At 75.3% G+C, this 21,386-nt stretch carries 21 protein-coding genes, 1 pseudogene and 1 riboswitch; of the genes and pseudogenes, 13 read left to right on the forward strand and 9 right to left on the reverse strand.

Features of this window, described 5'->3' with window-relative positions; all coding sequences use genetic code 11:
• Nucleotides 1-323: 323 nt before the first annotated feature.
• The 3 genes and pseudogenes from KC207_RS15495 to KC207_RS15500 form a co-directional block, all read right to left on the reverse strand.
• Nucleotides 324-2,042 (reverse strand): ATP-binding cassette domain-containing protein, encoded by a 1,719-nt coding sequence (locus tag KC207_RS15495; protein ID WP_437179139.1) that lies wholly within the window; start codon nt 2,040-2,042, stop codon nt 324-326.
• Nucleotides 2,043-2,054: 12 nt separating this feature from the next.
• Nucleotides 2,055-2,474: pseudogene (locus tag KC207_RS17155) on the reverse strand (ABC transporter ATP-binding protein); the annotation flags it as partial.
• A gap of 91 nt (nt 2,475-2,565) precedes the next feature.
• Nucleotides 2,566-3,282 (reverse strand): ECF transporter S component, encoded by a 717-nt coding sequence (locus KC207_RS15500; protein WP_211604231.1) that lies wholly within the window; start codon nt 3,280-3,282, stop codon nt 2,566-2,568.
• Nucleotides 3,280-3,385, reverse strand: a riboswitch (TPP riboswitch). It overlaps the preceding gene by 3 nt.
• 91 nt (nt 3,386-3,476) lie before the next feature.
• Here KC207_RS15500 and KC207_RS15505 point away from each other — a divergent pair.
• The 8 genes from KC207_RS15505 (at nt 3,477) to KC207_RS15540 (ending at nt 9,476) form a co-directional block, all read left to right on the forward strand.
• The gene (locus KC207_RS15505; protein ID WP_211604232.1) at nt 3,477-3,755 is read left to right on the forward strand and encodes a DUF4235 domain-containing protein; all 279 of its coding nucleotides are present in this window, start codon (nt 3,477-3,479) and stop codon (nt 3,753-3,755) included.
• The gene (locus tag KC207_RS15510; RefSeq protein ID WP_211604233.1) at nt 3,752-4,255 is read left to right on the forward strand and encodes an aminoacyl-tRNA deacylase; all 504 of its coding nucleotides are present in this window, start codon (nt 3,752-3,754) and stop codon (nt 4,253-4,255) included. Before KC207_RS15505 ends, KC207_RS15510 begins: the two co-directional genes overlap by 4 nt.
• Nucleotides 4,252-4,941, forward strand: a complete 690-nt coding sequence (locus tag KC207_RS15515; protein ID WP_249138792.1) for an alpha/beta fold hydrolase — start codon at nt 4,252-4,254, stop codon at nt 4,939-4,941. Before KC207_RS15510 ends, KC207_RS15515 begins: the two co-directional genes overlap by 4 nt.
• Nucleotides 4,942-5,014: 73 nt before the next feature.
• Complete coding sequence (locus KC207_RS15520; RefSeq protein ID WP_249138793.1) at nt 5,015-5,659, forward strand: class I SAM-dependent methyltransferase; 645 nt, start codon at nt 5,015-5,017, stop codon at nt 5,657-5,659.
• Nucleotides 5,660-5,947: 288 nt separating this feature from the next.
• Nucleotides 5,948-7,474, forward strand: coding sequence for a hypothetical protein (locus KC207_RS15525; protein WP_211604234.1), 1,527 nt, complete (start codon nt 5,948-5,950; stop codon nt 7,472-7,474).
• 22 nt (nt 7,475-7,496) lie between these two features.
• A complete protein-coding gene (gene mobA, locus KC207_RS15530) occupies nt 7,497-8,072 on the forward strand; it encodes a molybdenum cofactor guanylyltransferase (protein ID WP_211604235.1) in 576 nt (191 codons plus the stop codon).
• A 10-nt stretch (nt 8,073-8,082) separates the two neighbouring features.
• On the forward strand, nt 8,083-9,063 hold the full coding sequence (locus KC207_RS15535; protein WP_211604236.1) for an NAD(P)H-quinone oxidoreductase: 981 nt from the start codon (nt 8,083-8,085) through the stop codon (nt 9,061-9,063).
• A gap of 53 nt (nt 9,064-9,116) precedes the next feature.
• Nucleotides 9,117-9,476, forward strand: coding sequence for a DUF1304 domain-containing protein (locus KC207_RS15540; RefSeq protein WP_211604237.1), 360 nt, complete (start codon nt 9,117-9,119; stop codon nt 9,474-9,476).
• Here KC207_RS15540 and KC207_RS15545 read toward each other — a convergent pair.
• A complete protein-coding gene (locus KC207_RS15545) occupies nt 9,469-10,986 on the reverse strand; it encodes an AMP-binding protein (protein ID WP_249138794.1) in 1,518 nt (505 codons plus the stop codon). The genes KC207_RS15540 and KC207_RS15545 overlap by 8 nt on opposite strands.
• Before the next feature lie 429 nt (nt 10,987-11,415).
• Between KC207_RS15545 and KC207_RS15550 the strand changes: the two genes are divergently transcribed.
• The 4 genes from KC207_RS15550 (at nt 11,416) to KC207_RS15565 (ending at nt 17,022) form a co-directional block, all read left to right on the forward strand.
• Nucleotides 11,416-12,075 carry a PadR family transcriptional regulator gene (locus tag KC207_RS15550; RefSeq protein ID WP_211604239.1) on the forward strand — a complete coding sequence of 220 codons (660 nt, stop codon included), beginning with the start codon at nt 11,416-11,418 and terminating at the stop codon, nt 12,073-12,075.
• Complete coding sequence (locus tag KC207_RS15555) at nt 12,072-12,803, forward strand: ABC transporter ATP-binding protein (protein ID WP_211604240.1); 732 nt, start codon at nt 12,072-12,074, stop codon at nt 12,801-12,803. Before KC207_RS15550 ends, KC207_RS15555 begins: the two co-directional genes overlap by 4 nt.
• Nucleotides 12,803-15,679 (forward strand): ABC transporter permease, encoded by a 2,877-nt coding sequence (locus tag KC207_RS15560; protein WP_211604241.1) that lies wholly within the window; start codon nt 12,803-12,805, stop codon nt 15,677-15,679. Before KC207_RS15555 ends, KC207_RS15560 begins: the two co-directional genes overlap by 1 nt.
• Nucleotides 15,680-15,807: 128 nt before the next feature.
• Nucleotides 15,808-17,022, forward strand: coding sequence for an MFS transporter (locus KC207_RS15565; RefSeq protein ID WP_211604242.1), 1,215 nt, complete (start codon nt 15,808-15,810; stop codon nt 17,020-17,022).
• Here the strand turns inward: KC207_RS15565 and KC207_RS15570 are convergent.
• Together KC207_RS15570 and KC207_RS15575 are read right to left on the reverse strand one after the other, a co-directional pair.
• Nucleotides 17,003-17,233, reverse strand: a complete 231-nt coding sequence (locus KC207_RS15570; protein WP_211604243.1) for a helix-turn-helix domain-containing protein — start codon at nt 17,231-17,233, stop codon at nt 17,003-17,005. The two genes, KC207_RS15565 and KC207_RS15570, sit on opposite strands and share 20 nt — an antisense overlap.
• The gene (locus tag KC207_RS15575) at nt 17,233-17,844 is read right to left on the reverse strand and encodes a DUF2975 domain-containing protein (protein WP_211604244.1); all 612 of its coding nucleotides are present in this window, start codon (nt 17,842-17,844) and stop codon (nt 17,233-17,235) included. The genes KC207_RS15570 and KC207_RS15575 overlap by 1 nt, the downstream gene beginning before the upstream one ends.
• Before the next feature lie 103 nt (nt 17,845-17,947).
• Between KC207_RS15575 and KC207_RS15580 the strand changes: the two genes are divergently transcribed.
• Nucleotides 17,948-18,586, forward strand: a complete 639-nt coding sequence (locus KC207_RS15580; RefSeq protein WP_211604245.1) for a bacterial proteasome activator family protein — start codon at nt 17,948-17,950, stop codon at nt 18,584-18,586.
• On the opposite strand, the gene KC207_RS15585 is transcribed toward KC207_RS15580, so the two are convergent.
• The 3 genes from KC207_RS15585 to KC207_RS15595 are packed head-to-tail and all read right to left on the reverse strand — an operon-like array spanning nt 18,574 to nt 21,313.
• Nucleotides 18,574-19,380 (reverse strand): iron ABC transporter ATP-binding protein, encoded by an 807-nt coding sequence (locus KC207_RS15585; RefSeq protein ID WP_211604246.1) that lies wholly within the window; start codon nt 19,378-19,380, stop codon nt 18,574-18,576. The two genes, KC207_RS15580 and KC207_RS15585, sit on opposite strands and share 13 nt — an antisense overlap.
• On the reverse strand, nt 19,377-20,405 hold the full coding sequence (locus KC207_RS15590; protein ID WP_211604247.1) for an iron chelate uptake ABC transporter family permease subunit: 1,029 nt from the start codon (nt 20,403-20,405) through the stop codon (nt 19,377-19,379). Before KC207_RS15590 ends, KC207_RS15585 begins: the two co-directional genes overlap by 4 nt.
• Nucleotides 20,402-21,313 carry an ABC transporter permease gene (locus tag KC207_RS15595; protein WP_249138795.1) on the reverse strand — a complete coding sequence of 304 codons (912 nt, stop codon included), beginning with the start codon at nt 21,311-21,313 and terminating at the stop codon, nt 20,402-20,404. The genes KC207_RS15590 and KC207_RS15595 overlap by 4 nt, the downstream gene beginning before the upstream one ends.
• Between the last annotated feature and the right edge of the window lie 73 nt (nt 21,314-21,386).

Raw genomic sequence — 21,386 nt, forward strand, 5'->3', positions numbered from 1 at the left:
AGACCTCGACACCGTCGCCGACGGCCTCAACAACCGCCCCCGGATGACCCTCGGCTGGCACACCCCCGCCGAAGCCCTCGCCGACGTAGCCTGAAACCCCCCGTTGCACTCACCGATTGAATCCGCCGCCGATCCGTCTGCGTGTTGCCCGATCTCGACCGACCTCCCAGCTCGACCGACCTTCCGGCTCGACGGACCTTCCGGCTCGACCGACCTTCCGGCTCGACGGACCTCCGGCTCGACGGACCTCCCGGCTCGACGGACCTCCCGGCTCGGCGAAGCACGGGGGCGACGACCGGGTCGACCTGCCGACGACGCGTCGGTCAGCGGGCGGTGACGGCGACGACGAGCGGGATCGTCGAGGCGAGCACGAGGACGGTGTCCCGGACCCGCCATGGCGCCGGCGCCCACCACGTCCGTCGCTGGGCGGTCGCGAACCCGCGGGCGTCCATCGCGACGGCGAGCTCGGCGGCGGACCGCAGCGTCCGCACGAGCAGGCCCATCGTCGCGGCCCCGAGGTACGCGGCGACCGAGCGCGGGTGCCGCCAGGAGACCCCGAGGCCCCGGACCCGCCTTGCCCGGCCGATCTCGCTCCACACGGCACCGAAGGTGTGCACCCGCTGCAGCGCCGCCGCGACGGCGACGACCGGGCGGTCGGGCAGCCCGAGGCGCTGGCCCAGGTGGTCGCCGAGCCGGTCGGGGTCGACCCACGGGACGAGCACCGCGGACGGCAGGACGATGACGAGCACCCGGAGGGCGACGGTGGCGGCGGCGTCGACGTCCTGACCGGCGAGCAGCCACGTCGACCACGCGACGGACACCGCGGCGAGCAGGCCGGGCAGCATCCGCAGCCCGACCCGCCGCAGCCGCGCCGGCGGGCGGTCCCCGGCGCCCGGCGCCGCCAGCCCGACGACGGTGAGCACCGCCTGCACGGCGAGCACGGCGAGCGAGGTCGACCAGTGCGGCGACAGCACCCCCGCGGGGACGCCGAGGAGGGCCCCGCCGAGGAGCGCGAGCGGCCCGCAGCGGGCGACGAGCGGCACCCGGGCGGGGGGCGGCTCGGTCGGCGGTGGCGGCGGCACCGTCCGGTGCACGACCTCGGCACGCGCGACGACGACGGGGTCGTGCGTCGCGGCGACGACCGCGCCGCCCGCCGCGCGGTAGGCGGCGACGAGACCGACGAGGGCCGCCCAGGTGTGGCGGTCCTGCCCGACGGTGGGCTCGTCGGCCAGCAGCACCGCGGGTCCGTGGAGGACGGCGGCGGCGACCGCGAGCCGTCGCTGCTCGCCCCCGGACAGCTCCCGGGGGTCGGCGTCCGTGAGACGGCCGAGGTCGAGCGCCTCGAGGAGCCGGCGGGCGCGGTCCTCGACGTCGGGGCCGTCGTGGCCGAGCGAGCGCGACGTCACGAGGACCTCGTCGAGGACCCGCCCCGTGACGATCGTCGAGCTGGCCCACTGGGGGACCCACGCGAGGACCGAGGCCAGGGCCGCGGCACCGAGGTCCCCGGGCGCCACCGGGCCCTCGGGACCCGTGACCCGGACGGCCCCCTCGGGCTCGCCGTCGAGGAAGCCCGCGAGCGCGGAGAGCACCGTCGACTTCCCGGACCCGCTCGCCCCGACGAGGGCGGTGAGGGTCCCCGGGTGCGCCGCCAGCGGGTCGCCGAGGACGGCCGCCCGCCGGGTGCGCGCCGTGCCGTCGAGCAGCCGGGTCGTGCGGTCGACGGCGAACGGGTCCGCGGTGAGCGCTGCCCCGGGCACCGCACCGACCGCGAGGAGCGAGGGGTCGACCGGGGTCGGCTCCGGCGGCGGCACGCCCGGCACCCAGATGCCCATCGCGAGCAGGCGATCCCGTTCGAGCGCGAGGACCTCGCCCACCGGCCCGTCGGCGACGACGCGGCCGTCGTCCGAGAGCACGACGAGACGCTCGACGAGGTCGACCCACGGCTCGAGGACGTGCTCGACGACGACGAGGGTCCGCTCACCGTCGCGGGCGAGGCCGGCGACGGCCGAGCGCACCTCCGCGGCGCACTCCGGGTCGAGCATGGCCGTCGGCTCGTCGAGCAGGACGAGGGACGGGTCGAGCGCGAGCGTCCCGGCGAGGGCGAGCCGCTGGGTCTGCCCGCCGGACAGCGCCGAGGTCGGGGTGTCGAGGTCGAGGTGGCCGAGGCCGACGGCGGCCAGGGCCCCGGTGACGACCGGCGGCATCGCCTCGCGGGCCGTCCCGACGTTCTCGAGCCCGAAGGCGACGTCCCGGCCCACGGTCGCCGCGACGACCCCGGCGCCCGGCTCCTGGAGGACGAGGCCGACGGCTCCCGGCCGGGTGCCCGGGTCGTCGCCGTCGAGCGTCACCGCCCCGCCGAGCTCCCCCGCCTCGACCGTGCCGAGGAGCCCGGTGAGCGCACGCAGCAGGGTGGACTTGCCGGACCCGGACGGGCCGACGAGCAGGACCCGCTCGCCGGGGCGGACCGTGAGCGAGACCTCGCGCAGCACCGGCTCGCGCCGCCCGTAGGGGCGCCAGGTGAGCCGGTCGACCTCGACCCGCCCGCGGACGGCGGACACCGCCGGCTCAGACAGCCCGGGTCTCCCGGTGCTCCTGGCCGGCGGGGAACGCCGACAGCGCGCCCGCCCGGGCGAGCGCCCGGGTGAGCAGCCAGGCGACGACCCCGGCGAGCACGACGCCGGAGACCCCCATCGCCGCGAGGTAGACGAGCTTGTCGCGCAGGACCCACTCGGCGTACCAGCCGCCGCCGTTCGCGAGGACGGACAGGACCGGGACGTCGGCCCACGAGGCGGGGAAGCTGACGGTCTCGAAGAGCCACTCCAGCGGCGCGGAGAGCGCCCCGGCGAGCGCGGCGGCGCCGATGCCGAAGAACCGGTAGCCGAAGATCGCGAAGGCGATCTCGGCGCCGAGGCCCTGGAGGATGCCGGAGACGAGGACGGTCGCGCCCCACTCCGTCCCGGGGACCATCGACACGAGCGCGGCGACCACCTCGCACAGCAGGGCGGCGCCCGGGCGGCGGACGACGAGCCCGCCGATGACGCCGGCGAGGAACCAGGTGCCGACGAAGAGCCCCATGAGCGGGGCGTAGCCGATCTTCAGCGCGGTGATCGGCCCGTTGTAGACGATGCCCCAGCCCCAGAAGGCGACCCCGAGGGCCGCCCCGAGGAAGGTGACGGTGAGGATGTCGACGGTGCGCCACCCCATGAGCGGGCGGGTCGCGGTGATCGACCCGCGGCGGGCGGTGACGTCGGACGTGGTGGACGGACGCGTGGGTGCAGACATGGCAGTTGCACGACTCCCTATCGCCGGTGCTAACCGGATCAGGTTCAAGGGTCTGCGGCGGACCGCACTCTCAGCGCCGGGTGGCGCTCCCCTGTCGGTGGACCCCGCCACCATAACGCGCTCGGGGATACAGTGGCCAGGACGGGCCGCCGCGCCCGTCCGACCACCTCCGCGAGCCACGGAAGGACGCGCCCATGGGCACCCTCGCTTGGAAACTCCTCGGCACCGGGGGACCGATCCTCGCCGGCATCCTCGCCACGAAGGCCGTCAACGCCGTATGGGCCAAGGCCGGCCAGGACGAGATCAACCCGAAGAACCCCGACGCCCCCGTCGTCAAGGCCCTCGCCTACGCGGCGATCATGGGTCTCGCGGTCGGCGCCGCCCGCACCCTCACCGAGCGCAAGGCCGCGTCGTACTACCGCAACTCCTCGGGCCACCTGCCGAAGGAGATCAAGGTCGAGCCGATCTCGTGAGCGAGGCCGCACCGGGCGACCCGGCCGCGGAGGCCGCCGCCCGCGCCCGGGCCGCGGTCGCGACGTCGGGGCTGGCCTACGAGATCACCGAGCACGGTCGCGTCCGCTCGCTCGCGGAGGCCGCCGCGGCCCGCGGCGTCGAGCCGGGCGGGATCGTCAAGACGCTCGTCGTCCGCCGCGCCGAGGACGACTATCTCTTCGTCCTCGTCCCCGGCGACCGCGAGATCTCCTGGCCGAAGCTGCGGGCCCACCTCGGCGTCAACCGCATCTCGATGCCAGACGCCGACACCGCCCGTGAGGTCACGGGCTACGAGCGGGGCACCATCACCCCGTTCGGCTCGCTGCGCCGGCTGCCGGTCCTCGCCGATGCCACGATCACCGGTCGCACCGTGTCCGTCGGGGCCGGGGCGCACGGGGTCGCGGCGACGGTCGGGGCCGACGCCCTCGTCGCCGTGCTCGACGCCGACGTCGCGGACGTCACCGACCCCGTCGCCGGGTGACCGAGCGCCGCCGCGTCGACGGCGATCGGACCGTGCTGTCGGTCCTCACACTGCGCTGCGCCGCGCCGACCGGGCCCGACGTCGTCCTCGTCCACGGGACGGGATCCGACGCGACGACCTGGGACGAGGTCGCCGTGGGACTGGGGACGGACCGCACCGTCCACGCCGTCGACCTGCGTGGACACGGACGCAGCGACCGGCCCGGCACGTACTCGGTGGCCCTCATGGCCCAGGACCTCGCGCAGGTCCTGCCGCACCTCGTGGCCGGTCCCGTCGACCTCGCCGGGCACTCGCTGGGCGGGCTCGTCGCCCTGCGCCTCGCCGACGACCGCCCCGACCTCGTCCGTCGGCTCGTCCTCGAGGACGTCGGTCGGCTCCACCCGCGCCCGCCGACCGCGCCTGCGCGCCCGGACGAGGACCCCGGCTTCGACTGGCGCGTCGTCGAGCAGGTCCGCCCGGAGGTCGACGACCCCGCTGCAGACTGGCCGGACCTCCTCGCACGGCTCAGGCCCCCGGTCCTGGTCGTCGCCGGCGGTCCCGAGCGCTTCGTCGACGAGTCGCACGTCCATGAGCTCGTCGACCTCGTCCCCGACGGCCGGTCGCTGACCCTGGGGACCGGACACGAGGTGCACCTCGGCGCGCCGGCGGCGTTCGTCACGGCCGTGCGGACGTTCCTCGACGGGTGAGCGGCCCGGGCACCGCTTGCCGGTCCGGCAACGGGACGCGGCGTCGAGCGACGGGCGGCAGCAGACTCCTGCCATGACCGACATGAGCAGCCAGGAGCTGTGGGACGAGCTGTACTCCGAGCAGGACCACGTGTGGAGCGGGGCGCCGAACCACGCGCTCACCGTCGAGGTCGCCGACCTCGCCCCGGGCCGGGCGCTCGACGTCGGCTGCGGGGAGGGCGCGGACGCGGTGTGGCTCGCCCGGCGGGGCTGGGCCGTCACCGGCGTCGACCCCTCGACCGTCGCCCTGGGGCGCGCCCGGCGGCAGGGCGCCGACGCGCGGGTCGACGTCGACTGGCGGCACGGCGTCCTCGCCGACCTGGACCTGCCGGGCGCCGGCTTCGACCTCGTCTCGGCCTTCTACGCCGTCCTGCCGCGGGAGACCGACCCGGTGCCGCGGCTCGTCTCGCTCGTGGCTCCCGGCGGGACGCTGCTCGTCGTCCACCACGACATGGTCGGCGACGGTCACGGGCACGGCGACCACGAGCACGGCGACCCGGTGGACGAGCCGGACCCCCGCTTCGACCACGAGGCGCTCGTGATGCCGGACGAGGTGGCGGCGGCGCTCGGCGACGGGTGGACCGTGCACGGCCCGGAGCTCCGCGACCGCGTCATCGACGGCGGCCGGGGCGGGCACCACGTCCGCGACGTCGTCGTCCGCGCCGTCCGGAGGGCGTGAGGGTCGACCCCGCCGGGTAGGGCCGTCACACTGGAGACCCAGCACGACGGAGGTGTGATGGACCCCCGCCCCACGGACTCCTCGGGGACCGGGCCTGCGAGCAGGGAGCCCCCGGGCACCGGACCCTCGTCGACCGGGCCTCCGGGCGCCGGTCCTGAGAGCACGGGCCATCCGGGCACCGGGCCCTCGTCGACCGGGCCCCCGGACCGCGCGGACGCGAACCCGGCGGCCTCCGGGTCGGCGCGCGGCCGGCCCGCGGCGGCCGGGCCGCTCACGGCGGTCGGTGTCGTGCTCGCCGCGCTCCTGGCCGCGGCCGGTCGGGTGCCGGCGCTCGGGCAGAGCCTGCGGCCGGACGAGTCCGGCTACACCCTCGTCGCCCGCGCGTGGGACCCACGGCCGAGCGACCCCTACGGCGAGTACTGGGTCGACCGGCCCCCGCTGCTCGTCGCCGTCTTCCGCCTCTCCGACGCCCTCGGCGGCCCGTCCGCGATCCGCTGGGTGGCGCTCGCGGCATGTGTCCTCTTCGTCCTCGCGACGGCGGCCGCGGCGCTCGAGGTCGTCCGGCAGGTGCGACCGGGCGCGACGCCCGGCGTCGTCGCGGCCGTCGTCGTCCCGAGCGCCCTCGCCGCCGCGGCCCTGACCTCGAACTCCTCGGTCGACGCGGTGCTCGCCAAGGGCGAGGTGCTCTCGCTGCCCCTGCTCACCGGCGCGGTGTGGCTGTCGCTGCGGGCCGTCCGGACGGGGTCGATCGCCCTCGTCGCGCTCGCCGGTGTCCTCGCGGGCCTGCCCCCGGGACTGAAGCAGAACCTCGTCGGCGCGGTGGTGTTCGGGATCGTCCTGCTCCTCGCCACACGCCTGCGAGGGGGCCTGGCGACCGGCGCGACGCTGCGCATGCTCGGGGCGTTCGTCGGCGGGGCCGCCCTGCACGTCGTCGCGACCCTGATCTGGGCGAGCGTCGCCGGCGTCCGGTGGGGCGCCCTCTGGTACGCCGTCGCCGGGGTCCGCTCGGACGCCCTCGACACCATCGCGTCGCAGAGCCTGTACACCGCCCTGCGCCGGGGGACGACGCTCGCGGAGGTCGGGATCACCTCCGGGCTCGTCGTCGTCCTCGCGTGGTTCGTGCTCCGCGCGGTCCGGCGCCACCGGGTGCTCACCCCGGTCTCCGTCGCCCTCGTCGTCATGGTCCTCGTCGACGGGGTCGGGCTGCTCCTCGGCGGCAGCTACTGGGTCACCTACCTCGTCCCGCTCTACCCGGCCGCGGCCCTGGCCCTCGCCGTCCTGCTCGCCGCCGGCACCGAGGACCGGACCCGCCGCACCGACCGCGGGGTCGGGGCGGCCCTCGTCACCGTCGTCGTGGCCTCCTCCGTCGCGGCGGGCATCGGGGACCTGCGGACGTGGCCGCAGTCCCAGCGGCCGACCAGCCGGGTGCTGCTCGGCGCCTCGATCGGCGCCGCCTCGCAGCCCGGCGACACCCTGACGCTGTTCCGCGGCTCCGCCGACGTCCAGCTGGCGTCGGGGCTGCCCTCGCCCTACCCGTACCTGTGGAGCGTGCCGGGTCGGGTCCTCGACCCGACGGCGCAGGAGCTCGCGGACCTCATGCGAGGGCCGGACGCACCGACGTGGTTCGTCCTCGCCTACGACCTGGACACGGCGGGGACCCCCGCCCCGCGGACCGTCGGCCCGGTGCTCGAGGAGCGGTACGTCGAGATCGGGACGGGCTGCGGCGGGATGCCGGTGTACCGCCTCGCGGACGAGCCGAGACCGGACCCCGTCCTGCGGTGCGGGCCCCTACGCGCGGCGGCCGAGGACGGCTGAGGCAGGCACCTACGCTCGGACGATGAGCACCGGCACCGGCACCGGCACCGTCACCGTCGTCGTCCTCGCCGGCGGCCGCTCGACGCGGTTCGGCGCGGACAAGCTCGCAGCGTCCCTGGGCGGCGGCACCGTCCTGGACCACCTGCTCCAGGCCCTGCCGGCGCATTGGTCCGTCGTGGCCGTCGGGGGCCGACGGGACACCGCGCGCCCGGTGACGTGGGCGCGGGAGAGACCGGCGGGCGCGGGTCCGCTCGCCGCCGTGCTCACCGGTGCCGGAGCCGCCGGGACCGACCTCCTCGCCGTCGTCGCAGGGGACATGCCGCACGCCGCCCCTGCGCTCGTCGACCTCGTCGCGGCGCTGGACGGGGCCGCGCCGGACGTCGCCGCCGTCGTCGCCGTCGACGACGAGGGGGTGCCCAACCCGCTGCTCGCGGCCTACCGGACCCCCGCCCTCCTCGCCGCCGCCCCCGAGGACCCCGCAGGGGTGCCCGCCCGCCGCCTCCTCGGCCTGCCGCACCGCAGGGTCGCGGTCACCGGCCGGGCGGGCCGGGACGTCGACACCCCCGCCGACCTGGCCGCGCTCGACGACGACGCCTAGCCTCGCAGGTATGCAGGCCATCACGATCCCCGAGCCGGGCGGCCCCGAGGCCCTCGTGCTCTCCGACGTCGAGACCCCCCGGCCGCGCGAGGGGGAGGTGCTCGTCCGGGTCGTCGCCGCCGGGGTGAACCGCGCCGACTCGATGCAGCGCCAGGGGTTCTACCCGCCGCCGAAGGGCGAGTCCGAGGTCCCCGGTCTCGAGGTGAGCGGCACCGTCGCGGAGCTGGGCGACGGGGTCGAGGGCTGGTCCGTCGGCGACGAGGTGTGCGCCCTCCTCGCCGGCGGCGGCTACGCCGAGCACGTCCGGGTGCCGGTGGGGCAGCTGCTGCCGGTGCCCGCCGGGGTCCCGCTCGTCGACGCCGCCGGTCTGCCCGAGGTCGCCTGCACCGTGTGGTCCAACGTCTTCCTCACCGCGAACCTGCAGCCCGGCGAGGTCTTCCTCGTCCACGGCGGGTCCTCCGGGATCGGGACGATGGCCATCCAGCTCGCGAAGGCCGTCGGCGCGACCGTGGCGACGACCGCCGGGAGCGCCGCGAAGCTCGACGCCTGCCGCGACCTCGGCGCCGACGTCCTCGTCAACTACCGCGAGGAGGACTTCGTCGAGCGCGTCAGGGGGGCCACCGACGGCCACGGCGCCGACGTCGTCCTCGACGTCGTCGGGGCGAAGTACCTCGGGCGCAACGTCGACCTGCTCGCGACGAACGGGCGCCTCGTCGTCATCGGGCTGATGGGCGGTCGCACCGGCGAGCTCGACCTCGGCGCCCTGCTCGCCAAGCGCGGCGCCGTCGTCGCGACGTCGCTGCGATCGCGGCCCGCGGCGGAGAAGGCGGCGATCGTCGCGGCCGTCCGCGAGCACGTGTGGCCGCTCGTCGCCGACGGGGTCGTGCGGCCCGTCGTGCAGTCGCGCCACCCGCTCGCGGACGCCGCCGAGGCGCACCGCGAGATGGAGGCGAGCGGGCACGTCGGCAAGATCCTGCTCACCGTCGGCTGACGGGCACCGCCGGTCCCTACCGCCGGGCCGCCCCGCTGCGGTAGACATCCGCCATGCAGGCCGTCGCCCTCGCCCTCACCGCGCTCGTGGCGCTCGTCCACGTCGGCGTCGTCGTCCTCGAGACGGCGCTGTGGGACACCCCGCGCGGCCGGGCGGTCTTCCGGATGTCGCGCGAGCAGGCGGCGGCGACGAAGGTGCTCGCGGCGAACCAGGGGCTGTACAACGGCTTCCTCGTCGCCGCGCTGGTCCTCGGCCTGCTCGGTCCGGAGGAGCACCGGGCCGCGTTCAGCGTCTTCGGCCTCGGCTGCGTCCTCGTCGCGGGCGTCTTCGGGGCGGCGACGGTGAGCCCGCGCATCCTCCTCGTCCAGACCGTCCCGGCGGCCCTCGCGCTCGGGGCGTGGGCGCTCAGTTGACCTGTCGGTCGCGGCCCTCCCAGTAGGGCGCCCGCAGCTTGAACTTCTGCAGTTTGCCCGTGGCGGTCCGCGCGAGCTCGTCGCGGAACTCGACCGAGGTCGGCGCCTTGTAGCCGGCGGCCCGCTCCTTGCACCAGGCGATGAGGTCGGCCTCCCCGACGTCCTCCCCCTCGGCGAGGACGACGAGCGCCTTGATCGTCTCGCCCCACCGCTCGTCGGGGACACCGATGACGGCGACCTCGGTGACCGCCGGGTGGCTGAAGAGGACGTCCTCGACCTCGATCGACGACACGTTCTCGCCGCCGGTGATGATGACGTCCTTCTTGCGGTCGCTGATCGTGAGGTAGCCGTCCTCGATCGTCCCGCCGTCGCCGGTGTGGAACCAGCCGCCGTCGAGGCAGCGGGCGGACTCCTCCGGCTGGTCCCAGTAGCCCTCGAGGACGACGTTGGAGCGCGCGAGCACCTCGTCCTCCTCCGACAGCGACAGGGTGACCCCGAGGGCCGGCACCCCGGCGCGCACGAGGCGCGCGGCGCGCTCCTCGGTGCCCAGGTCGTCCCACTCCTCGCGGGTGCGGTTGATCGTGAGCAGCGGCGAGGTCTCGGTGAGCCCGTAGATCTGGATGAACTCCCAGCCGAGCTCGGACTCGACGCGCGCCACGGTCGTCGTCGGCGGCGGGGCCCCGGCGACGATGATGCGCACGCGGTCGCGGCCGGGGACCTCGCCCTCCCACGTGCGGGCGGCGTCGAGGACGGCGTTGACGACGGCCGGCGCGGCGCACATGTACGTCACGCCCTGGTCGCGCACCCGGCGCAGGATCTCGGCGCCGTCGACCTTGCGCAGGACGACCTGCCGGACGCCGAGGCCGGTCGCGACGAACGGCATCCCCCATCCGTTGGCGTGGAACATCGGCAGGGTGTGGAGGTAGACGTCGCGGTCGGACACCCCGGCGTGCAGGCCGAAGGTCAGGGCGTTGGTCCAGATGTTGCGGTGGGTGATCTGGACGCCCTTGGGCCGGGCGGTCGTCCCGGAGGTGTAGTTGATCGTCGCGGTCGCGTTCTCGTCGCGCTCCCAGGGGCGGGGGGTGCTGCCCTCGGGCGCGAGGACGGCGGCGTCGTCGCCGAGGACGAACCGGTGCTCGGCGGTGACGTCGGCGAGCGCGGCGTCGACCTCGGGGTCGACGAGCAGGACGCGGGCGCCGGAGTGCTCGACGATGTAGCGCACCTCGTCGGGCTTGAGCCGGAAGTTCACCGGGACGAGGACGCGCCCGGAGCCGCAGACGCCGAAGAAGGACACGAGCATCCGGGCGGCGTTGTGCGACACGATCGCGACCCGCTCGCCGACCCCGACCCCGAGCTCGTCGAGGCGGGCGGCCTGCCGCTCGGCGAGCGCGGCGACCTCGGCGTACGTGAGGTCGCCCCACGGGTCGGCCGGCTGGTCCGGCTCGTCGACGACCCCGACCCGGTCGGGGTAGACCGTGCGGGCACGGTCGATGAAGTCGGACACCGTCATCGGGACGAGCATCGGAACACCTCTCCGTCGTGGGGTCCGGACCGGTCGTCGTCGACCGCCCGCTCCGACATCCTCACCGCTGCCGGTCCGTCGCGCCACCACCCGTCCGGACGGACCGGCCCGCGTCCGATCCCGCCGACCGGGTGCAGACCTCTCCGACCCATGCCGATCCCGCCGACCGGGTGCAGACCTCTCCGACCCATGCCGATACCGCCGAAGGGAGGCGTCGTGGCGGCAGGGGCCGACGAGGTCGGCAGATCCCGGCGAGACCGACAGGTCAGGGAGAGGTCTGCACCCCGTCAGGCCTCGATGGAGGACACGGGACACGTTCGCCCGGGGAGATGCTTGACGGCGGCCGGTAATACTCGGTATACATCTCCCCGACAGACCCGACATACCGGGTATGCACCCCTCGGAGAGGAGCCCACGATGTCCGTCCGCCTCGGCCTCATGGCCCTCCTCGCCGAGGGCGACTCCTACGGCGCCCGCCTGCGGGCCGACTTCGAGGCACGGACCGGCGGCACGTGGCCGCTCAACGTCGGGCAGGTCTACACGACGCTCGACCGGCTCGTCCGCGACGGGCTCGTCGAGCAGGCCGGCGAGGCCGACGACGAGGGCCGCATCCCCTACCGCCTCACCGACCCCGGCCGCGCCGAGCTCGGCGTGTGGTGGACGACACCGGTCGACCGGTCGAGCACCCCGCGCGACGAGCTCGCGATCAAGCTCGCCCTCGCGGTCACCGCGCCCGGCGTCGACGTCCGCACCGTCGTCCAGGACCAGCGCACGTCGACGCTGCGTCACCTGCGCGACCTCACCCGCCTCAAGCGGGACGCACTCGCCCGCGCGGAGGGGTCGGGCGAGCGCACCACGGACGGGGACGGGCAGCCGGCGGAGCAGGGGCTCGCCTGGCTGCTCGTCCTCGAGAACCTCGTCTTCGCCGCCGAGGCCGAGGCGCGCTGGCTCGACCACGTCGAGTCCACGCTCGCCCGGCACGTCGCGCTCGGACGCCCCCGCCCCCCGGCCGGGCCGCCGCAGCGCACCACACCGACCGCCGACGCCGCGTCGGCCCACCTGGAGGGGAACCGATGACCGACACCACCGCCCACGTCGTCCTGCGCGACGTCGTCCGCGTCCACGGCGACGGCCCGACCGCCGTCCGCGCCCTCGACGGCGTGAGCCTCGAGATCCACCCCGGCGAGCTCGTCGCCGTGATGGGCCCGAGCGGGTCCGGCAAGTCGACCCTGCTCAACGTCGCGGGCGGCCTCGACCGCCCGACGTCGGGGTCGGTGACGATCGGCGACCAGGACCTCACGACCCTCGACGCCCGCGCCCTCGCGAAGCTGCGCCGCCGCCGGATGGGGTTCGTCTTCCAGGACTACAACCTCATCCCGAGCCTCACCGCCGCCGAGAACGTCGCGCTGCCGCTCGAGCTCGACGGCACCCGCGCCCGGCTCGCCCGCCGGGCCGCACGGCACACCCTCGACCTCATGGGGCTGATGGACCTCTCGGACCGATACCCCGACCAGATGTCGGGCGGCCAGCAGCAGCGGGTGGCGATCGCCCGCGCCCTCGTCGGCACCCGCCGGTTCGTCCTCGCCGACGAGCCGACCGGCGCCCTCGACAGCCACACCGGCGAGGAGGTGCTCCGCGTCCTGCGCGAGCGTTGCGACGACGGGGTCGCCGGGCTCCTCGTCACGCACGAGGCCCGTCACGCCGCGTGGGCCGACCGGGTCGTCTTCCTCCGCGACGGGAAGGTCGTCGACTCGACGGGCGGCCCCGACCGCGCCGAGGACCTCCTCGCCTCCGGCACCGTGTGATGAGCACCCTCACCTCCCCGCGCCCGGACCTCGCCCCCGGACCGGGCACCGACGACGAGCCCGCGGACGCCTCCCGGTTCGCCCGGTGGCGCTCGAGCTGGGCGGTCGCGATGCGGATGGCCCGACGCGACGTGCGGCGCTACCGCGGCCGCAGCGCGCTCGTCGTCGTCATGGTCCTGCTGCCGACGCTCCTGCTGTCGGCCGTCGTCACGCTCGCCTACACCGAGGACGTCTCCGGCGTCGAGCAGATCCCCTCCCTCATGGGGTCGGGCCAGGCGGTCCTCGAGGGTCCCGAGCCGTTCCCCCTCGCCCAGGGGCCGACCCCGAGCGAGGGGCTCGCCGGGGGCGACGACGCCGCGACCCCCGTCCCGGGCTACGACGCCGAGGCGGGCGCCGACGTCAACGCGGCCGCGGTCGCCGACCTCCTCGGCCGGCCGGTGGTCGCCGAGTCCGGCGAGAGCGTCCGTGTCACCCTCGACGGGCGTCGACGGTCGTTCTCGACCCTGGCCCTCGACGGCCGCGCCGGCCTCGGCGAGAAGCTGACCCTCACGACCGGCCGCTGGCCCGAGGCGCCGGCGTCCGACGGGCCCGTCGAGGCGCTCGTCACCCCCGAGGGCGAGCGACGAGGCCTGCCGACGAGCGGCACCTTCGTCGGGAGCTTCGAGGGCACGGAACGGACCGTCGAGGTCGTCGGCACCGCGGACGCCGCCACCCGCTGGGACCGGCCGGGGCTCGTCACCGCGGCCCCGGTCGGGGAGCGGGCCGCAGGGGGCCGGTGGATCGTCACCGGGAGCATGCCCGTCCTGTGGGAGGACGTACGCGCCCTCAACGAGTACGGCTTCCAGGTGACCTCCGCCGCGGTGCTCGCCGACCCACCCGGCGAGGCCGAGCTCGCACCGGAGGTGCGCGACCAGATCGTCGCGAACGGCAACCGCACGGCGATGTACGTGGGCCTCGCCGGGGCGATGCTCCTCGTGACGACGACGCTCCTCGTCGGGCCGGCGTTCGCCGTCAACGCCTCCCGGCAGCGCCGTACCCTCGCCCTCACCGCGAGCAACGGCGCCCCCACCGCGGCCCTGCGCCGGACGGTGCTGGCCCAGGCGCTGGTCCTCGGCGCGCTCTCCGCCGTCGTCGCGGTCGGGCTCGGGGTCGCGGCCGCCTACGGCATCGTGGTGTTCGCCCGGGCTCGCAGCCCGTTCTCCTTCACCGGACCGTTCGACGTGCGCCCGCTCATGCTCGGCGGGGTGCTCCTGTGCGCCGTGGCATCGACGGTCGTCGCCGCCCTCGTCCCCGCCCGTCGCCTCGGCCGGCTCGACATCGTCGGCGTCATGCGCGGACAGTCGGTCTCGCCGCGTCCGAGCCTGCTCGTCCTCGCCGTCGGCGTCGTCACCACGACGGTGGGAGGGCTGCTCACCCTCGCCGGCACGAACGCGCTGCCGCCCGCCCTGGCCTCGGTCGTCCAGCCGTGGGTCGGCTACTCGACCGAGTACCTCGTCGTCGTCGGCGCGGTCGTCCTCGTCGTCGGCTCCCTCCTCCTCGTCCCGATGGTCCTCGCGGGGGTCGGCCGGCTCGGCGGCCGGCTGCCGACGTCGCTGCGGATGGCGACCCGCGACCTCGCCCGGCACCGTGCTCGCAGCGCGCCGTCGGTCGCGGCGATCCTCGCAGCGGTCGCCGGGCTCACCTTCGGGCTCACCGGCCTCGCGAGCGACACCGAGCAGGCCGCGCGGCAGTACCTGCCCTCGACCGTCCCGGGCGAGGTGCTCGTCGACTCGTGGGGGGACGACACGCTGACGACCGAGACCGTCGCCTCCGCCGCCGGCCCCGACGTGCTCGTCACCCCGAACGAGACCTTCGCCGGGGACCCCGGACGGTTCTCCTTCGAACCGCCACAGGACTCGTACCGCGTCGCGTTCGTGAGCGTCGTCCCCGAGGGGTGCACGGTCGAGGAGACCCTCGGCTGGATCTCGGCCGGACCGGACACCGAGGGGTGCGTCGTCGCCGGCTCCGAGTCCTTCGGATCCGGCGCGGTGCCGGTGCTCCCGGCCGACGAGCTCGTGCGCCGCCTGGAGCTCTCCGGCGCGGACGCGGAGGCCGTGCGGGCCGGAGCGGTCGTCCTCGTCGGTGACCTGTCGGAGCCGGTGCGGGTCGCGCAGGGGACGTACGCCGTCGACCCGGCCGCCACGGAGCCGATCGACCCGGACGTGGAGACGACGTCCGACGAGGAGGTCCCGGCCGTCGTGCTGCCACTCACGAAGGACACCAGCGGCAGGGCGTTGCAGGCGACGATGCTCGTCCCGGCGGAGTCCTCCGTCTCGAGCGACTGGCCGCTGCGCACCGGGAGCTGGACGGTCCGCACGCCCGACGGCGACCCGGTGCCGGAGTCGACCGTGGAGACCCTGCAGGAACGGCTCGGCGACGAGGTCGGCGTCCGCCAGGAGAACGGCTTCGAGCGCAGCGACCGCGTCGTCGTCGCCATCCTGCTCGGGGTGTTCGCCCTGCTGATCCTCGTCGTGACGCTCACCTCGACCGCGCTCACCCTCGCGGAGCAGCAGACCGACCAGGCGACCCTCGCCGCCCTCGGCGCGACCCGGGGGACGAGGCGGGTCATGGCCGCGGCCCAGGCGTTCGCGCTCGCCGTCGTCGGATGCGTCCTCGGGGTGGCCATCGGCATCGTGCCGGGCATCGCCATCTCCGTGCCCCTCACGAGCGGCGGCTACGACCCCCTCGCGCCGGGCGGCGTCGGCACCGAGGGCAGCATCCTCGTCGTCCCGTGGGTCTCGCTGCTCGTCGTCGGGGTGCTCGTGCCCGTCGTCGCGGCCGCGCTCGCGGCGGCCGGCATCCGCAAGGCCCCGCAGGTCACCCGCCGGACGACCTGAGCGGTCCTGACGCACGGCGCACCGGCGGTAGACTGGGTGCAGCACAGGGTCCCCGGTGCGCCGTGTGAGGTGGGAACGGCGCACACCGGACCGCCCGTACCCCGGGCAGACCCAGGAGCGTCATCCCCGTGTCACCCCTCGCCGGCTACCGGCGCCTGCTCGACCTCGCCGGCCCCCTCTACGTCCTCGTCGCCTTCGTCGGCCGCCTGCCGCTCGCCATGAGCCAGATGGGCACCCTCCTCCTCGTCGCCGGCGCCACCGGCTCCTACGGCACCGGCGGGGCGGCGGCCGGGGCGATCGCCGTCGCCAACGGGATCGGGGCGCCGGTCGCCGGCGCGCTCGCCGACCGCGTCGGCCAGCGCCCCGTCGTCCTCGTCCAGAGCCTCGTGGGCGGCGCGGGACTGCTCCTCCTCGTCGCCGTCGTGCGGGCGGAGTCCGAGGCCCCGCTCGTGATCGCCGCCGCGGGCCTCGCGGGGATCGCGATGCCCCAGGTCGGCCCGCTCGCGCGGGTGCGGTGGCGGCCGCTGACCCGGGACACCGGCAGCCACCAGCGCCGCCTGCTCGAGACGGCGTTCTCCTACGAGGGCGCCGCCGACGAGGCCTCGTTCGTCCTCGGCCCGGCCCTCATCGGCGCGCTCGTCGTCCTCGTCGACCCGGCGCTTGCCGTCACCGTCGCCGCGGTCGTCCTCATGACGTTCGGCAGCGCCTTCGCCCTCCACCCGTCGGCCCGGCTCACCCACGCGCACCGGCCGACCGCGAGCGCCGTCGGGCGGGTCCTCACCCCGGTGTTCGTCGTCCTCCTCGCCGCCCAGGCCCTCATGGGGGTCGTCTTCGGGTCGGTGCAGACCGGCACCACGGTCCTCACGACGGCCGCGGGCCAGCCCGGCCTCGCAGGCATCGTGCACGCCACCCTCGGCGTCGGGTCCGTCCTCGCCGGGCTCGCCGTCGCCGGCCTGCCCGACCGGATCGGCGTCCCGAGCCGCATCCTCGCTGCGGCCACGGGCCTCGCGGTGCTGTCGGCGCCGCTGCTGCTCGTCGACTCCGTCCCCGCCCTCTTCGGCGTCGTCCTCGTCCTCGGGTTCGTCGTCGCGCCGTACATGATCAGCAACTTCGTCCTCGGAGAGCGTGCGGTGCCGCGGGCCCGGGTCGGAACGGCGATGACGCTGCTCGCGGCCGTCACCGGCGGTGGCTACGCCCTGGGGTCCGCCGTCGCAGGACGTCTCGCCGACGTGCACGCCCACCCGGGCGCGTTCGCGGTCACCGTGACCGCGGGGGTCTGCGCGGCGCTGCTCGCGCTCCTCGCCCAGCCGGTCATGCGTCGGGTCACGCCTGCGGCGGACTGACGCTGAGGAGGTCACCGACCTGGCAGTCGAGGACGTCGCACACCGCCGTGAGGGTGCTGAACCGCACGGCCCGGGCGCGGTCGTTCTTCAGGACCGAGAGGTTGACGACGGTCACCCCGACGGCCTCGGCGAGCGCGGCGAGCGTCATCCCCCGCGCCTCGAGCAGCTCGTCGAGGTGGCAGTGCACCCGGTGCGGCTCGTCGACCGGCATCAGACGAGCCCCTCGAGGTCCTCGCGCATCCTCGTCCCGGCGCGGAACGCCTCGGCGACCACGAGGACGAGGAACCCGGCGACGAGGGCCTCCCAGCGGACGTCGATGACCCCGGTGAGCTCCGGCAGGTCGAGCGAGGCCACGACCTGCAGGTCCGCGACCCCGCGGAGCACGCCGAGGACGGGGACGCCCAGGGCGACGAGGACCCCGAGGACGCGCAGCCGGACGACGGTGCGGGTCCCGAAGGCCTCGCCCCCCACGATGTCCGCGGTCGTGCGCCACAGCATCCAGCAGCCGACCGCGACGAAGACCGTCACGAGGACACCCGGTGCGAGGTCGAGCAGCCACAACGACGCGCTCGGACCGGGGACGACGGCCCGGACCGTCCCCTCCGCGTCGTGGGCCACGCCGGCGACGTCCAGGCGGGGGGCGTCCACCGGGCCGACGTAGTCCACGACGATCCCGCGCCCGGTCACCCACCGCCACAGCGGCACGATCACCTGCGTCGCCGCGGTCATGACGGTGGTGACGGTCAGGATGACCGCGGCTGCCACCCGGTCCGACCGGTCCAGCTCCCACAGGCTGCGGACTGCCGCGCGTGACCGAACCATGAGGTCCTCCATGTCGTTCGTCGATATGTTGTCGAGGAACGATATGCATATCGACTGTCGATGTCAACGGTCGGCTGTCCGGACGAGGGGGCAGGATGGGCGGATGAGCGACGAGGCGAAGCGCCCGCAGGACGACACCGACGACGAGCAGGGCCGACAGGTGCCGGCGGCAGTCTCGACCGACGACGAGAAGGTCGTCGTCGTGACGCCCGAGGGCATGGGCGTCGCACCCCGCACCGCCCCCGACGAGGGCGACGAGACCCGTCCGACGAACCCCGCCGACCTCGTCGAGCAACCCGCGAAGGTCATGCGGATCGGCTCGATGGTCAAGCAGCTCCTCGAGGAGGTCCGCAGCGCCCCGCTCGACGAGCAGGGCCGCGCCCGCCTCGCCGACGTCCACGAGCGGTCGCTCGCCGAGCTCAAGGACGGCCTCGCCCCCGAGCTCGTCGAGGAGCTCGAGCGGATCGCCCTGCCGTTCAGCGAGGAGGCCCCGAGCGACGCGGAGCTGCGGATCGCGCAGGCCCAGCTCGTCGGCTGGCTCGAGGGGCTCTTCCACGGCATCCAGACCGCGCTCGTCGCGCAGCAGATGGCGGCGCAGGCGCAGCTGCAGCAGATGCGCCAGCTGCCCCCGGGCACGGCCCAGGGCCACGGCGGGCCGGGGCACCAGCGGCCGGGGCACCCCGGCCAGGGCGGCCCGCTCCCGGGCACGGGTCCCGCCGAGGGCACCGGTCAGTACCTCTGACCCACCCCCATCGGGTGCCGCCCCGCGCGCGGCAGCCAGTGCAGGGCCACCGGTGACCCGTCGACGGTGACGACGGGGATCTCGATCCCGAAGACCTCCCGCAGCACGTCGGTCCGCAGCACCTCGGCGGGCCTCCCCCGCGCGACGACCCGCCCGTCGCGCATGCCGACGACGTCGTCCGCCCAGGCCGCGGCCATGTTGACGTCGTGGAGGACGACGACGACCGTCCGCCCGAGGTCGTCGGCGGCCGTGCGCAGCACCCGCATCACCGAGGCCGCGTGCTCCATGTCGAGGTTGTTGAGCGGCTCGTCGAGGAGGACGTACGGCGTCTCCTGCGCCAGCACCATCGCGATGAACGCGCGCTGCCGCTGGCCGCCGGACAGCTCGTCGAGGTAGCGGTCGCGCAGGTCGGCCATCCCCACGTGCGCGAGCGAGGCGGCGACGACCTCGTGGTCGGCGGTGGTGAGCCTTCCCCCACTGTGCGGGAAGCGGCCGAACCGGACGAGGTCGACGACGGTGAGCCGCGCGGACAGGCGGGTGTCCTGCCGCAGGACGGCGAGGACCCGCGCCACCTCCCGGTCGGGCGCCCGGGCCACGTCGACCCCGTCGACGACGACCCGACCGTGGTCGGGCCCGAGCAGCCGGGAGACCGCCGCGAGCAGCGTCGACTTCCCCGCGCCGTTCGGTCCGACGAGCGCCGTCACCGCACCACGGGTGATGTCGAGCGCGACGTCGTCGAGGACGGGCGGGCCGGACGGGGTGTAGGCGTGGCTGACGTGGTCGACGTGGATCACAGGCGTACCGATCGCAGGAGGAGGACGAGGAAGTAGACCCCGCCGACGAGGTTGACGACGACGGACAGCGGGGTGGCGAGGTCGAGGACGTGGGTGACGACGACCTGGCCGAGGACCGTCGTCGCCGCCCCGGTGACCGCCGCCGCCGGGACGAGAACGACGTGGGTGTGCGTGGGCAGGAACTGGCGGGTGAGGTTCGCGACGAGCAGGCCGAGGAAGAGCATCGGCCCCACGAGCGCCGTCGACGTCGCGACGAGGAGGGTGACGACGACGAGCACCCGGGTCACCGTGCGCCGGTAGTCGACCCCGAGGGCCACCGCGGCGTCCCGGCCGAGGTCGACGACGTCGAGCCGCCGCAGCAGCGGGACGAGCGCGGCGAGACCCGCCGCCGACGTCGCCGCGCAGACCAGGAGCAGCCGGACGTCGACGGTCGTGAAGCTCGCGAAGAGCACCGCCTGGAGGGTGAGGTAGTCGTCGGGGCTGAGCATCCGGCTCGCGAGCGTGCTGAGCGAGGCGAAGAGCGACCCGAGGACGATCCCGACGAGGACGAGGACGAAGAGGTTGCGGCTGTGCCGGCGGAAGAGCCACCGGAAGAGCAGCACCCCGAAGACCGTCAGCAGGGCCGTGTCGAGGACGAACGACTCGACGACGCCGAACAGCTGCAGCGCCCCGGCCCCGAAGGCGAACACCGTCACGGTCTGGATGAGCACGTAGAGGGTGTCGAACCCCATGACGCCCGGGGTGAGGATGCGGCTGCCGGCGACGGTCTGGAACGCCAGGCTCGACGCCCCGACCGCCGCCCCGACGACGACGAGCGCCCCGAGCTGCCGGCTGCGCAGGTCCAGCGCGTACGCCCACGAGCCCCGCAGGTCCCACAGCAGGTGCGCCGCGCAGCCGACGAGCAGCACGAGGACGAGGACGACCAGTGCCCGGCGGACCCTCGTTCGCCGGGCCCGCTCGGACGACGACGGGCCGACGGCGGGGCCGGGGTCGAGCGGGGTGGACGGGTCGAGGACGGTGCTCATCCGTGCGCCTCCTTCCCGGACGCGGTGCGCAGGACGAGCCACAGGAAGACCCCGGCCCCGAGGACTCCGGCGACGGTGCTCACCGGGATCTCGTAGGGGAAGCGGACGACCCGCCCGACGACGTCGCACGCGAGGACGAAGCCGGCGCCGGCGAGGGCGACGACCGGCAGGGTGCGCCCGACGTGGTCGCCCAGGGCGAGCGAGACGACGTTCGGGACGATGAGCCCGAGGAAGGGGATCGCCCCGACGACGACGACGACCGTCGCGGCCATGACGGAGACGACGACGAGACCGACGGACCGGACCGTGCGGTAGGAGACCCCGAGGTTCGTCGCGAACTCCTGGCCCATGCCGACGACGGTGAACCGGTCGGCGTAGACGTAGCCGACCGCGCCGACGGCCAGGACGAGGAAGAGCGGCTCGTACTGCCCCTCCGTCGCGGCGCTGAAGGACCCGGTCGACCAGAAGTCGAGGAGCTGGAGCAGGTCGCGCTGGTAGGCGACGAACACCGTGACGGCACCGATGACCCCGCCGTACATGATCCCGACGAGCGCGACGACGACCGGGTCGCGGTGCCGCACCCCGCGCAGCAGCCGGAGGAAACCGGCGGTCGCGACGACCGAGGTGGCGATCGCGACGACCATCTTCACCAGGAGCGAGGCAGCGGGCACGAGCAGCGTCGCCACGAGGATGCCGAGCACGGCGGCCTCGACCGTCCCCGCCGTCGTCGGGGAGACGAACGAGTTCTGGGTGATCCGCTGCATGACGAGCCCCGCGACCGACAGCGCCGCCCCGGCGAGCAGGATCGCGAGCACCCGGGGGATCCGCGAGACGCGGATGACCTCCCACTGCTCGGCGGTCGGGGACAGCAGGTCCGCGACCGGGATGCGGACGACGCCGACCGCCATCGACAGCCATGCCGCGACGAGGAGGCCGAGGAGCCCGAGGAGCAGGTGGCGCCCGCGGACCCCCGACGTGCGG

The organism is Phycicoccus avicenniae, from assembly GCF_018139485.1.
Lineage (GTDB): Bacteria > Actinomycetota > Actinomycetes > Actinomycetales > Dermatophilaceae > Phycicoccus > Phycicoccus avicenniae.